At 64.3% G+C, this 14276-nt stretch carries 7 protein-coding genes; 3 read left to right on the top strand and 4 right to left on the bottom strand.

Annotation, left to right across the window (positions count from 1 at the left end; translation table 11 throughout):
• Window positions 1-138 precede the first annotated feature (138 nt).
• Window positions 139-528, top strand: a complete 390-nt coding sequence (locus tag VNH11_32450; GenBank protein HVA51097.1) for a DUF2752 domain-containing protein — start codon at window positions 139-141, stop codon at window positions 526-528.
• 10 nt (window positions 529-538) lie between these two features.
• The gene (locus tag VNH11_32455) at window positions 539-1183 is read left to right on the top strand and encodes a hypothetical protein (protein ID HVA51098.1); all 645 of its coding nucleotides are present in this window, start codon (window positions 539-541) and stop codon (window positions 1181-1183) included.
• Window positions 1184-1216: 33 nt separating this feature from the next.
• On the opposite strand, the gene VNH11_32460 is transcribed toward VNH11_32455, so the two are convergent.
• Window positions 1217-1483 (bottom strand): hypothetical protein, encoded by a 267-nt coding sequence (locus VNH11_32460; protein ID HVA51099.1) that lies wholly within the window; start codon window positions 1481-1483, stop codon window positions 1217-1219.
• A 90-nt stretch (window positions 1484-1573) separates the two neighbouring features.
• Here VNH11_32460 and VNH11_32465 point away from each other — a divergent pair, with 90 nt between their 5' ends.
• Window positions 1574-2692 carry a hypothetical protein gene (locus VNH11_32465; GenBank protein ID HVA51100.1) on the top strand — a complete coding sequence of 373 codons (1119 nt, stop codon included), beginning with the start codon at window positions 1574-1576 and terminating at the stop codon, window positions 2690-2692.
• On the opposite strand, the gene VNH11_32470 is transcribed toward VNH11_32465, so the two are convergent.
• From VNH11_32470 to VNH11_32480, 3 genes are all read right to left on the bottom strand, one after another.
• Window positions 2677-4134 (bottom strand): hypothetical protein, encoded by a 1458-nt coding sequence (locus tag VNH11_32470; GenBank protein HVA51101.1) that lies wholly within the window; start codon window positions 4132-4134, stop codon window positions 2677-2679. The genes VNH11_32465 and VNH11_32470 overlap by 16 nt on opposite strands.
• Before the next feature lie 367 nt (window positions 4135-4501).
• Entirely contained in the window at window positions 4502-5986 is a 1485-nt protein-coding gene (locus VNH11_32475; GenBank protein ID HVA51102.1) for a hypothetical protein, read from the bottom strand.
• Window positions 5987-6182: 196 nt separating this feature from the next.
• Entirely contained in the window at window positions 6183-14261 is an 8079-nt protein-coding gene (locus VNH11_32480; protein HVA51103.1) for a glucoamylase family protein, read from the bottom strand.
• Window positions 14262-14276 lie beyond the last annotated feature (15 nt).

The following is a 14276-nucleotide window of genomic DNA, read 5'->3' on the forward strand; positions in this document are numbered from 1 at the left end:
GAAAACTCAAGCCGCGTGAAGTAGAGAACTCGGCCTTGCTCGACTCAGCCCGAACGAGTATCCTGCAGGTCATTTCCGAAAGTGGTTTCCATCGTCAGCCCAAGTGCCGGCCAGTTCAGCGGCGCGAGGCGGCGGAGTTTGGCCTCCGCCGGCCTTTGCCTGCTTGCTCCGTTGGCACTGGCCGGCTGGTTGCGTCCCGATCCAAATGGTTTCGGCACGCACCGGCAGTTGGGGCTTCCGCCGTGTACGTTCGTCTGGTTGTTTGGAGTTCGCTGCCCGTCGTGCGGCATGACCACCTCCTGGTCGCACGCGGTACGCGGCGAATGGATCCAGGCGCTCGGCTCGAACGTGGGCGGAACGTTGCTGGCGGCGGCGGCCATGATCGCGGCGCCCTGGCTGCTGATTTCAGCGGCCAGGGGGCGGTGGTTGCTGGGACGGCCCGGCCACCGCGCGTTGGCGGTGCTGGCGGCCGTGCTGATCGCCGTCACGCTGTTGGACTGGATTTATCGTTTGGGAACTCAAGGATGAGGGATCGAACATGCGGAACACGGTGAAGTGTACGAGTTGGATGGCGATCGTTTGCGCCGCCTTCTGTCTGGCCCAAACCGGCTGCGTCAAACTCATGACCACCGTGGCTTACTTCGTCAAAGGAACGACCGACGACGCCGAGTTCGAAGGCTTCAAAGATAAGCGGGTCGCCATCGTGTGCCGGCCGCTCGTCGAGATGAAATACGGTGCGGGCACGGTCCCCAACGACCTCGCCACGCGCGTCGGCCAACTGCTCAAGCAAAACGGCAAGCGCGTCAAATTGATCAAGCAAAGCGAAGTCAGCAATTGGACCGATGAGAACCCGAACGAGGAACTCTACGCCATCGGCCAGGGCGTCTCGGCCGATTTAGTGCTGGGCATCGACTTGGAGGATTTCAGCCTTTATCAAGGCCAGACGCTGTACCAGGGCAAGTCACAGGTGCGCCTCAGCGTCTGCGACGTACACAGCGACGGCGAGATCATCTGGGAAAAGCCCATGCGGCAAGTGGTCTGGCCCGCACAAGGCGGGCGACCCGCCCAGGAAGAACCGGTGCAGCAGTTCCAGCGAGAGTACGTCGAGATTCTGGCCACCGAGATCGGCAACCACTTCTACGCCCACGATCACTTCAACCGCAATTCCGAACTCGACGAATAGCTCTGCCCCAGCCACCAACCTGCGGCGGTTGAACTATTTTGCGCTGCGCAAGGTTTCGGGCAACGTTGAGCCGAGGAACCGATAGCGGCAATAAGACCGGTCGAAGCGATACATGGCCACACTTGTGGCGGGCGTCGGCTGTCCCGTGTTTTCTCCGGTGAGCATTCGCTGGATCGTCTCGCTCACTGGCAGCGCAATCGTCGAGGGTGGTAAAAGCGGCCGCGGCACGTCATATTGAAAGCCGTCAAAGGGGCCTCCGATAAACTCGATCCGTTGCCGGTCGTTCGGTTCTCGAATCATCTGCGCACTCTCCACATTGAACGCCGGGCATGCACCCCTCTCACTGAATTTACGTGCCATGCCTCCCATTTGCCAAGGGTCGCAATAACCATGCCGGCCATCACGAGACGCTTCCTGACGCTCTTCGGCAGCCCGGCGCTATTGTTGGCCGCGGCCGCGTCGGCGGCCGAACTGAGAATCGAGACCGTGGCCGGCACCGGCAAATCGGAGGATAACGGCCGCCAGGGTACGGCGGCCGAGGTCAACCTCAGCCAACCCTTCGGCGTCGACTTCGGGCCGGATGGCGCGCTTTACATTTGCGAGGTGGGCCATCACCGCGTATGGCGGCTCGACCTGGCCGGTCGTCGTCTGAGCGCCGTGGCCGGCTCGGGACACAAGGGCTACGCGGGCGACGGCGGGCCGGCCACCGAAGCCGATCTCAATGAACCCTATGAAGTGCGCTTCGACAGCCGCGGCGATCTCTATTTTGTCGAAATGCGGAACTGCGTCGTGCGGCGCATCGAGAGTCGGACTGGCCGGATCTCGACCGTTGCCGGCACCGGGCAACCAGGTCTTGGCGGCGACGGCGGACCGGCCACCAAGGCGCTGCTGCGAGATCCCCACAGCATTGCCTTCGATCGGCGAGATCGCCTCTACGTCGCCGACATCGGCAATCACCGTGTTCGCCGAGTAGACCCGGCCACCGGCCGCATCGAAACGATCGCCGGCAACGGAGAAAAGCAGTTACCTGCCGACGGTGTCAAAGCCGCCGGACAGCCGATTCTGGGGCCGCGGGCCCTGAGCATCGTGGGCAACGATCTGTGGATCGCGCTGCGCGAAGGGAACTCGATCTGGCGGCTCGATCTTGTCGACGGCACGCTGCACCGCGAAGCCGGCACGGGCAAGAAAGGTTACTCGGGCGACGGCGGCCCGGCCCTGGAAGCCGCGTTCGACGGCCCCAAGGGAATCGCTTGGGGCAGCGACCCCAGGGAACTGTTCATCGTCGATACGGAAAACCACGCGGTCCGAGCGATGGATCCGCACGTCGACCAAATCAAGACCATTGCCGGTGGCGGTCCGGCGACCGGCGGGTATGCGGGCGACGGCGGGCCGGCGAGCAGGGCCAAGCTCGATCGTCCCCACGGCATCTGCGTCGGCCCCGACGGAAGCATTTACATCGGTGACACGCTGAATCATCGCGTCCGCCGGATCTTTCATTCAGACAAGTAGGGCGATGGCTGGGCTGATTCCGCCCGCTGCGCTTCGCCGGCGATGATCAAGCCGTCGCCATCCAAGTCGAGCGCGCGAAACTTGGCGTTCGTGCCCGGAAACTCTTCGCGGCTGATCTCGCGGTCGCCGTTGACGTCCATGCGCAAAAACCACTTTGGCCGATCGACGGGTGAATTCGCAACCGTTGTTGTCTGGCCGGACGACGGCGTTTCAGGCGGTTGGCCGCGGCCGACGACGATCACGAGCGCCGCCGGCAACTCGTCGGGCGTAATTCGCCCATCGCCGTCCGCGTCGACGCCGCGCAATGCCGAGTTCGCGCCGCGCAGCTCGCGAGTCGTCAAGCGATGATCGTGGTCCGAGTCCAGCAACGAAAAGATGGGGTCTCTTTCGTCGCGGACCTCTGCATAAACCGTGTTGAGCTGGCTCGGCTTGGGCGGCGCGGCCGACTGCCCCTCGACCGACGCCGAGGGAGCGTCGAGGGCGACGCGATCGTCAACCGCAAATCGCACGCGGCATCCGGCCGACGACAAAACCACAGCGCCCGGCGGGTGCGAGGCCGGCAAGCGGATCGAGTCCGCCCGCGGTGAGTAATCAACCAGCGAAAGCTTCGGCAAGGGTCTGTCTTTCTTTCCGAAAGACGCCGACACGACCGCCTGCGGCCCGATGAGAGCGAGGTTGCGAATCTCGTCCGGGCTTAGCCTGCCGTCGCCATCCGCATCGAGGCGCCGCAACCACGACTCGCCGGAAGGAGCGGACTCGCCGTTGGGATAGCTCCGCTGGAGCGCATCGCCGACGACTTTCCAGTCGGCACCTGGGCCAAGCACGAACGCGGCCGCATCGTCTCGGTAGATCGCCGTTCGCGGTTGCGCAGCCAACTCGTCGCCCGCCAGCGAATCGTCCAGTTCGGGCCAACTGACGATGTGGTCGTCATTGGCGTCGCGGCTCATCAAACGCTGCTCTAACGCCGCCAGCTCCTTTTGGTCGAGCACACCGTCGTCGTCGGCGTCGAGCAGCATCCGCACGATGGATTGCCGCGCGTCGAGCAGGCCAGGCCCAGCCGCGTTTTTGAGTGCAAAGGCCGCTTCAGAACCTTTCACCTCGCCAATGAACCGGCGAGCTTCATCGCGATCGACCAGCCCGTTGTGGTTGGTGTCGTTGGCCTTCATGAACTCTTTGCGGTTCGCCATGTTGAGGGGCCGGGTCAACCGCTGGCCGAAAATGCGTTTCGGATCGGCAAACACTTCGCCCCAGGTCGGCCGGCCGTCGCGATCGCGGTCCGCCGCTTTGAGAAGTTCGTCGACCAGCTCTTCGCGCGGCGCCCGGAAGGGATGCCCGTCAATCGTGATCCGCAGCTCGACGATCAAAGGACCGCGGGGCAACAGCAGCAGGAGACGCTCGGCGGAGAGGTCGCGAGACTCCGGCGAAGGTGCGTCGGCGGGCATTTGGTCGTCGCCGGCAGAACCGGAATTCCGAGGCGACGGCGACGGCTCAGGTTTTATGACACCCGCGGCGGTCGGATGCGCGACCGGAACAATGGGCGCAGCGCGACGGGCATCGCCGCGGTCGCAGCCAAAGGGCACCAGTGCGAGCGTCATACACAGCAACGTGGCTCGATTCATGCGACGCTCTATTCCCGGTGCTCTGTCGCTCGTCGTAGGGTGGGACCAGCGAGCTTGCGAGCGCCGGCCCACCATTACCGACGTCGTTTGTGGTGGTGGGCCGGCGCTCGCAAGCTCGCTGGTCCCACCCTACGCCCACCGCGTCGTGCTATTCGGACCGCCTATCCCGGCGCGCCGGGACCCTGGAGAGCTACTTGGCTGGCGGGTCCGACGCCGATTCGCCTTCTTGTGGCCGGATCAATTCAAAATAGCGGCGGATCGTCTGGCGATGGCCGAGCGGAATCGGCTCGCTGTCGAGCACCGATTCTGACAGACGGCGATACTTCTGATACGAGTCGCGGTATCCGCGGCCCGCCTGCTGGCGGCCTTCGGGCGAGTGCGTCGTCTCGACTTCCGAGGGACCGTCATCGGCCGTCGGCCCGCTGACCTGCTCCAGGTTTTTCTTCGAGAGCAGGTTTGTTTGGTCGCCTCGCGTGTTGCCGCTGGTCGCCAGACCGAAGCTCTGCGAAGGCGATGTCGACTTCCGGGGCTGTTTGCCGCGCATCAAAGAATTGCTCTGGCAGTTGCACTTGCCTTCGGTGAGCCGCTTCAGTTCGGCGGCCAGCAACTCGTTGATCTTGCGCCGCCGCGCGTGATTCTTTACTTCTTTCGCCAGGCGGCGCGAGCCGCGCTGGAACTTTCCCTTGCCGCCCTTGACGCCGTCGGCCACTTCGCTGGTGGCGTCGGCCAGATCGCCCAGGCCGACCTCGCCCATCTGCTGGGCGCTCTTCTTCATCTGCTCTTCGACCGCCTTGGCTTCCTTTCGCTCCAGCGGCGGCTCTTCGAGCTTTTCCAGCTCTTCCGCGGCCTTGTCGAACTTGGCTTCGACCAGCGATTTGCCGGCTTCGGCCAGGGCCGGCGAGAGGCTCATGCCGGAGCCGAGCGACTCCAACTGGGCATCGACCAACTCGACGTTGTACTGCGCCTGCTGGGCCTGAATGGCCGACTGCATGTCGCTGAGCTTCGCCAGGGCCTCGCGCAAATCGACCCCCGGTTCCTTCATTTCGGCCACCTTTTCGCGGAGCATCTCGACCAGCTTTTTCATCTCGTGATTCTGGTCCTGCTTCGCCAACTCCTCGAACTGATTGAGGTCTTCTTCGATGTCGGCGGCGGTGGCGACGATTTCGGGCAGAGGCTCCGGCACGCCGGCTTCAACCGGCCGCGGACCAACCGGCCAGGCGACGAGCGCCACGGCAACGGCCAAAGCGGCCACGGCGGCCGGCAGCAGCTTGGGCATTCGCCAGGGAACCACGGCCTGCGGGTCGACGTGCGACAAGTGTTCGGCCGTGTCGCGCACCTGCAGCTCGTCCAGGGCGGTCTTTTCGGCCTTGCCGAGAAAAGCCAGCGCCGTGACCACGCGATCTTTCAAGCGGTAGTGCGCATCGACGGCCACGGCCGCGGAGTGCCAGCGCAGCGGCCAAACAAGGCCGACGAGAGCACCGACGGCGGGGCCACAGAGAAAGACGAGCAGGGCTTGCCACGGCGTCACCGGCCACTCGGCCAGCCAACGCCCGGCGCCCAGCAGCAGACCGGACAGCGAGCCGAAAAGCAGACCCGCAGTGGCCATTCGCTCGACAAACAGCCGGCGTTGCCGCCGGCGAACTTGCGCCAATCGCCCGTAGATCACACGTTCCATGGACCAACCCTCGCGTAAAAAGGAAGGGAGTCGGCAATGCGCTGACCGAATGCCGTGGATGATACCCCATTCGCCGCGGGCGAGCAAGAAGTGATGAGAACTTTTCGTCCTCGAAGTGCAACTCGAAGAAGCCGCGCCACGTGCCGCGCTCGCACAACTGGGTCACTCTGGCCGAGTGCAAACCGCGTCTTACAACTCAGCGTTGCACTACCAGCACTTCCACTTGATGGTCATTGCGGTCGTCGATGAGTGGAACCGAAAGCTCGGCTTGCTCGATCCCGTCGACCACCACGCGCTCAACCGTGGAACCACCGCCACGATTGTGTACGGTGATGTGGTAATGCGTCTCGCGATAGCGATAGTGGATTTGGAAGCTTGACCAATCCGCGGGCAGGCACGGCGCGAAGCGGAGCTTGTCGACTTCCAAAATCAAGCCCAACAGCGATTCGGTGATCAGCCGGTACATCCAACCAGCGGAGCCGGTGTACCAGGTCCAACCACCGCGGCCCGTGTGGGGCGCTACGGCGTAAACGTCGGCAGCCACGACGTAAGGCTCCACACGGTAAGTGGCTGCTTTGGCAGCCGTATTGGCGTGAAGCACGGGGTTAATCAGTGCGAATAGCTCCCAGGCCCGCTGCGAGTCGCCCATCGCCGCGAAGGCCATCACCGTCCAGACAGCCGCGTGCGTATATTGGCCGCCGTTCTCTCGCACGCCGGGAATGTATCCTTTGATGTATCCGGGATCGAGCGACGACTTGTCGAAGGGCGGTTCAAAAAGCTGAACGAGTCCAGCGTCACGGCGGACCAACAGCCGCTCGACACTATTCATGGCGCTCGCCGACCTCTCGCGCGTGCCCGCCCCAGACAACACCGACCAACTTTGCGGCAGGGCATCAATCTGACACTCCGGGTTCGAGGCCGATCCGAGCGGCGTGCCGTCGTCGAAATAGGCCCGGCGGTACCAATCTCCGTCCCAGGCATGCTCTTCAATGTTCGCCCGCAGACGTCCGGCTTCGATGGTGTATTTGTCGGCGATGGCGGTGTCGCCGCGCCGGCGGGCCAGCTCGGCAAACCGCACGAGCGAATCGTAGAGAAAGAAGGCCAGCCAGACGCTCTCGCCGCGACCCTGCGATCCGACCAGATTCATGCCGTCGTTCCAATCGCCGCAGCCCATCAGCGGCAGGCCGTGCGCGCCGAAGCGCAGGCCGTGGTCGAGTGCGCGGATGCCGTGTTCATAGAGCGTGCCGGTATCGCTCGAAAGCTGCGGCAGGTCGTAATACGATTCTTCCTCAGGCCGCAGAGGGCGGGAGCTGAGGAAGGGCACGCGCTCATCCAACACGCCGGTGTCGCCGGTGGCCGCCACATAACGGCAGGTCGCATACGCCAGCCACAGGTAATCATCCGAGAAGTGCGTGCGCACACCGCGGCCCACCGGTGGGTGCCACCAATGCTGCACGTCCCCTTCACGGAACTGGCGGCCGGCCGCGCGCAGCAGGTGTTCGCGCAACACACCGGGCTCGGCGTGAACAAGGGCCATGGCGTCTTGCAGTTGGTCGCGAAAGCCGAACGCTCCGCCCGACTGATAAAAGCCCGTGCGGGCCCACATCCGGCAGGAGAGCGTCTGGTAAACCAGCCAGCCGTTGGCCAAAAAGTTCACGGCCGGGTCGGGCGTCTCGCAATAGAACGTGCCCAACGTGCGGCCCCAGTATTGCCACACACGCTCCAGCGCCTGCTGGGCGCTCGCCGCGCCCCGGAAGCGTTGCACGAGCTGCCGCGCCTGCTCCACATCGCGGGCGGCCCCGAGGATGAACACCACCTCTTTCTCTTGTCCGTCTTCAAGATCGACCGGCACTTGCATGGCCGCACAGGGATCGAATCCCGCGCCCACGCGGCCCGACAATCGGATGCGACGCAACGCCGCGGGGTTCGCCGGCGTGCCGTTGCGGCCGAGAAACTCCGTGCGGTCGGCCGTCACCGTCCGCGTCGTTTCGCTAGAGTCGACAAAGGCGGTCCGCTCGCCGAATTCCGAACTATATGCGTTGCGGGCGAAAAGAGCGCCGCTCATCGCGTCCAGCTCCGTTACCACGTGCGGCAGCGTTTTGTCGCGAGACTCGCCCAAGACCCACTCCCAATAACCGGTGGCCGACAGGCGGCGAGTGCGGCCCGAGTGATTGGCAATCCGCAGCCGGGCAAATTTCACCGGCTCATCCAGGGCGACGAACAGGCACAACTCGCTGACGATGCCCTCTTCGGTATGCTCGAAGATGCTGTAACCAAACCCATGACGGGCGACGTAGGGCGCGTCGCCACGGGCCGGCATGGGTGAAGGCGACCAGAAACGACCGGTCTCCTCGTCGCGAAGATAAATGGCCTCGCCGCTGGTGTCGGTGACTGGATCGTTCGACCAGGGAGTTAACCTGAACTCGTGGCTGTTCTCCGACCAGGTGTAAACGCTGCCACTTTCCGACACGACCGTGCCGAATTGCGGGTTGGCGATCACATTGATCCAGGGAGCGGGCGTGGCTTGCCTAGGACCGAGCAGCGTGACGTACTCGCGCCCGTCGCGGCTAAAACCGCCTAGCCCGTTGAAATAGGCCAAATCCCGCGGGGGAGTTTCCACCGACATCGGCTCGCCGCGGCGGCTCAAAGGCTTGAGAGCGGGAACCGACACGTCGCCGCGGCCGCGGCGCTCTACTTGTTCGAGCAACGTTCCCGCATCGTCCAACAGGACGATCCGCGCGACCGTCTCGAGCAACGTTCGATCTTCGTCCGACATTTGCTCGCCGCGGCGCACGAAAATGCCGCCCGGCTTGTCGACCAGGGTCGCTTCCGGGCTGGCGGCGATGAGGTCCATGATCGTGTCTTGCAGCGTCTGGCGATAAACAGAATCGTCTTCGTTCCAGACCACCAAGTCGACACTGACTCCTTTCATCCGCCAATAGGCATGCGCTTGGATGGCCTGGCGCACCAGCTCGATGTGTGTACGGTCGCGAATGCGGACCAGCACGATCGGCAAGTCTCCCGAGATGCCATAGCCCCATAGCCCAGACTGGTTCCGCCGGTTGCGAGTCAACACGCTGGCCTTGGCACGTCGCAAAGCCGAGGTGTAAACCACCGAACCGGCCAGTCGCCCATAGCCCTGAGCGTCCGTTTCCGAGGCGTTGAGTTGCCGGAGCAGAATCTGACTATGGGTCCAGGCCAGCTCGAAAACACGGTCGGCCAATTGCGGATCGTGGTATTTGTTCATGATGGCCGCAACGGCTTCCCGCGTCTCGCCCACCCCGGTCACCAGGTCGACTCGCGCCGTCTCGTTGGGCCCGAGTTGGATCACCTGCCGGATACAAACCACTGGATCGAGCACCGGCCCTTGACTGCCGGAGAGTTTTTGGCGTCCGTCCATCGCGGCCGGCGAGGCCAGGCTCCGGCCGCGGCCAACGAACTTCAGGCGGTCGGTTTCGAACGAGGCTTCGCCCAGCGTCGTGCCACGGACCGTCATCAGGTGAACCAGCCAGGGAGGACGCTCGCCGGCCGACCGCGGCCGTCGGGTGCAAAGGATCGCCTGCCGGTCCGGCACCAGCTCGGTCTGCACGAAGAGGTTGCTGAACGCCGGGTGCGACAAATCGTGGCCTTGCGGCGCCAGGACCACTTCGGCATAGCTGGTCAATTCAATCGTCCTGGGCACGTCGGACCGGTTCGTGATCGTCATCCGCCGCAGCTCGACGTCGTCTTCGGGCGAAACGCTGATCTCGGTATGCGTGTCGATCCGTTCGTCGCGTCGGCGGAATTCGGCGCGGGCCTGTGTGAAAATCGCCTCATACCGTTTCGTCGCAGTGAGCGTCGGTTGCCACGCCGTCGACCACAGGGCACCGCTGTCGAGATCGCGCAGGTAGCAGAACGATCCCCAGCAGTCGCGCGTGGGGTCTTCGCGCCAGCGCGTCACCGCCAGATCGCGCCAACGACTGTATCCGCCGCCGGCGCTGGTAATCACCACATGGTATCGGCCGTTGGAGAGCAGATTGACTTCGGGGGCGGCGCCGCCGGGATCGGTCAGCACCCGCATGGTCCCCTGCTCTTCGGCCGAAACGGAACGCGTGGCGCTGGCCTCGGCGACGTGGGGAAAAACCATGGCACTGGCCTTGGGCACACGCTCCTGCAACAAAAGATCGGCGGCCTGCAGCATCGGATCGGACGCGAAGCGGCGCTGCATCGGCCTGTCGAGCAGCAGATACGCCAGCGACAACAGGGTCATTCCCTGGTGATGGGCCATGAACTGCCGGATGGCGACGCGGGGCGTCCCCCGCGGCATGCGCGATGGCGTAAAGTCGACCGCTTCGTAGAGGCCGTAGGCCCCGCAAAAGCCCTCGGCCGCCAAACGCTCCAGGTTACCGCAGGCCGCTTCCGGCGACACCATCAAGGCCAGCGCGCTGGCATAAGGCGCAATCACCAGGTCTTCGGCGAGTCCGCGCTTCAGTCCCAGCCCGGGCACGCCGAATGCGCGGTACTGATAGTTCATGTGCAGATCGACCGTGTTATAACCGGATTCAGAAATACCCCACGGCACACCACGCTGCCGCCCGTAGTCGATCTGCCGGCGGACGGCGGCGTGGCAGGTCTGATCGAGCAATGTGTTGACGTAAGTGGGCATCACCAAGAGCGGCATCAGGTACTCGAACATCGAGCCGCTCCAGCTCAACAGGGTCGCCGCGCCGCCGGTCGTGGTCAGCATCCGGCCGAGCGCGAACCAATGTTCCTGATCGACCTGGCCTTGGGCGATGGTGATATAGCTCGCCAGCCGCGCCTCGGACGCCAGCAGATCGTAGAAGCTGCCATCGAGACGCCGGTCATCGACGTTGTATCCGATGGCGAACAAATCGCGGGACTTGTCGAACAGGAACGAAAAGTCCATGTCAGCCAGTTCCTGGCAGCGGTTTGCAACTCGCTGGAGTGCCTGGATTCGATCGGCGGCGTGTTGCGAAGCATCGACGATCGACTGGCGCAACCGCGTGAACCAGCAAGTGGCCTGGCTGGCGTCGCCCGATTGGCCATTCGACGGCACAGCAAGACGTGCCGTGATGCCGTCCAGCATCGGAAGCAGCGACGATCGCATGCCAGCAACCTCGCGCAGACTCGGCGACCCTTGCAGCCGCGACAACAGCGCATCGAGTTCTTGTCGTTGCGGCCGGACTTCGTCGGGAGGAGGCGGCAACTCGGCCCACGGCGCCAAGTGCAGCAATTCCTGGCGATGTTCGATACACGTGCGCTCAAACGCGCTGGCCCACCACGACAATTCGGTATCGGCGTGCGCGGCCGCTTTTACCTGGCCCGCATCGACGACAAGCCGCGACAACAGCGTCGCCATGGCGCTGACCGTATTCGGACGGGCCTCGAGTTGCTGTCCGAGTCGTCCGAGCTTCCGCAGCACATCCGCGGGAGCGAGCGGCACACCGCGGTCTTTGCCCGGCCGTTCAAGTCCACGGGCCACGTCGAGCAATACGCCCAGCGTGTCGCGAAGGCCGGCCATGGCGCGCGAGGGCAGCAGACTGCTCTCGGCCAGCTCCAGCAGACCACCATGCAGCACCAGAACATGCCCGGCAAGATTGCCACTGTCGACCGTCGAAATGTAGTGCGGCCTCAGAGGCTTGAGCGAACGCGTATCGTACCAGTTGTAAAGGTGACCGCGATAGCGGTCCATGCGGCCCAACGTATCGAGCGTCTGTTCGGTGCGTGCGAGGAGTCGCCCAACAGAGCAGTAGCCAAAGTCGCAGGCCGCCAGGTTCGCCAACAGCGAGAGACCGATGTTGGTCGGGCTGGTGCGCGACGCGATGACGGGAGCCGGGCGTTCCTGAAAATTGTCGGGCGGAAGCCAATTCTCGTCCGCGGTAACAAACACCTCGAAGTAACGCCACGTTCGCCGCGAAAGTATTTCGAGAAAGACGCGCTGCTCGCTCGACAAACGAATCGGTGGCGGAGCGAGAGGACGGCTCAACCACCAGGCAGCGGCCGGTGACGCAATCCACAGGCCGGTCAGCGGTAATACGACGGCCAGCAACTCGGGGCGAAAGAGGCCGACGGCCAGCGTGGTGACGGCCGCGATGGCGGGCGCAAACCACATCGTTCGATAGAAGCCGGCTAAACTGTCGGGGGCGCCACGGTCGGCACTGCTGGCGGTTTTCCACTCCAGCAAGTTCTTCTTCGTCCAGAGAACGCGGACCAACGTGCGCGCGATCGCGTCGAAGCTGATAAACGCGTCGTAGGCCAGAAACAGCAAGGTAAACAGGACTTGCGCAGCTTGCTTGCCAAAGGCGTCCGCCGTCACTCGCAAATGCGCCATGAGCGGCAAGTCGCGCGGCTTGCGGGGTAAGTCGCTCAAGGCCGAGAGCAACGGAACCGCGCCGATCACCGCCAGCACGAAGACCGTTGCCGCCGTCCCAACCTGCGGCCCTGCCAGCAGCCAAGCGCTCAAGAGCAGCACCAACATGGCGATCGGCACGAGGCTGCGGCGCAGATTGTCGAAGATCTTCCACCACGACAGCGCGCTGATCGGGTTTTGGACTCGCCCGGAGGCCAGCCTCGGCACCCAGGGGAGCAGCCACCAGGCGATCTGCCAGTCGCCACGCATCCAGCGGTGTCGCCGGCTGACGTCGGTGAGATAGCGCGAAGGATAGTCTTCGTACAGCTCCACATCGCTCAGCAATGCCGACCGCGCATGGGCGCTTTCCAGCAGATCGTGGCTCAGGATGGCATTCTCGGGAAATCCGCCGCAGCTTTGCTCAAAGGCATCGACGTCGTAGATACCCTTGCCCACGAACGAACCTTCGCCGAACAGATCCTGATAGACGTCCGAAACGACCCGCGTGTAGGGGTCGATGCCCGCGTCGCCCGCGAACAGCCGCACGAACCACGAGCGCTGCGCGCTGGGCAAGCTCACGCCGACGCGCGGCTGCAAAATGCCGTATCCCGCCGCGACCCGGCGGCGCTGGCGGTCGAGCACGGGCCGGTTGAGGGGATGGGCCATCGTACCGACCATTTCCCGCGCCGAGTCGCGAGGCAACTGGGTATCGGTGTCGAGCGTGATCACATAGCGCACGTCCGGCAACACGCTTGTGTCGCCAACGACCTGCGAGAACCGGTCGCGGGCGCCGCCACGCACCAGCGCGTTCAGCTCGGCCAGCTTGCCGCGCTTGCGTTCATAGCCCATCCAGATCCCTTCCTGGGCGTTCCACCTCCGAGGACGATGAAAGAGAAAAAACGCGTCCGGGCGATGTTTGGCATACTTGGCGTTGAGCTGCTCGACGCCCTCTTTCGCCAGACGCACCAGCTCCTCGTCGGCCGGCATCGTTTCCCGCGGCGCGTCCTCGAAATCGGTCAGCAGGCCAAAATGAAGTTGCACATCGCGGTTGGCCAGAAACCGTACCTCGAGCGCTTCCAGCAGATCGGCCACGCCCTCGGCGCGGGAGAGCATCGTCGGCACCACCACCAGCGTGCGGTGCTCGGGCGGAATACCGTCGCCGAAGTCCATTTTCGGCAGCGGCCGAGGGGCGACGAACAGAGTGGCCAACCAGTTCACAACGCCGACGCCTAACTGGGTGGCGCACACGAGGGCGGGGATGAGCAGGACCAACGACCAGCCACGCGCGCCTTGCCAGCTCGCGGCGCGAAGGAACAAGTCCGTCGCGCCCACCGTCACCAAGAGTACACCGCATAGGTAGAAAAACAGCGGAAAGCGGCGGCCGAGCCTGCCGGCCAGCATGCGCGGGGTGACCCGCATCTGCTGGCTGCGCTCCAGCGCGACGCGGCCCCGATCGATCAGGTAATAGCCGACGTGTGCCGTTCGATCGTCCGGTCTCTCGGCCGCCACGGCCTGGGCGAGCTGAATCGCGTCGCGGGCGACGTCGTATTCCGATTGACCGCTTCGCTTGGCAACTTCCTCCACAACGTGCCGGTAGCGGTCGCGCGTGGCGAAGTCCATTCGGGCATAGACGTCAAGGGGATCCTCGCTTAAGATCCGCTCGACTTGGCTATGCCGCTCAACAAACGCCCGCCAGTCGTTCGCGCTGAGAAACCGCAGGCTGGTAATGCTGTTGCCCATCGAGACCTGATCGGCGGCCTGCGCCTGGCCCTCGGCCAGCACCAGCCGTTCCGTCGTCAGCCCCTGCTCCGACAGCCGGTGTTCGAGCCAACTGTTGGCGAAGGCAAAATGCGGGCTCTGCCCTTGCAAGTGCCGGGTCAGCTCCGCCAGAAACGCGCCCGACATGGGCGGGTTGGCGCGCGCCATATCGGCCAGCACCAG

The sequence above is a fragment of the Pirellulales bacterium genome (genome assembly GCA_035533075.1).
Lineage (GTDB): Bacteria > Planctomycetota > Planctomycetia > Pirellulales > JAICIG01 > DASSFG01.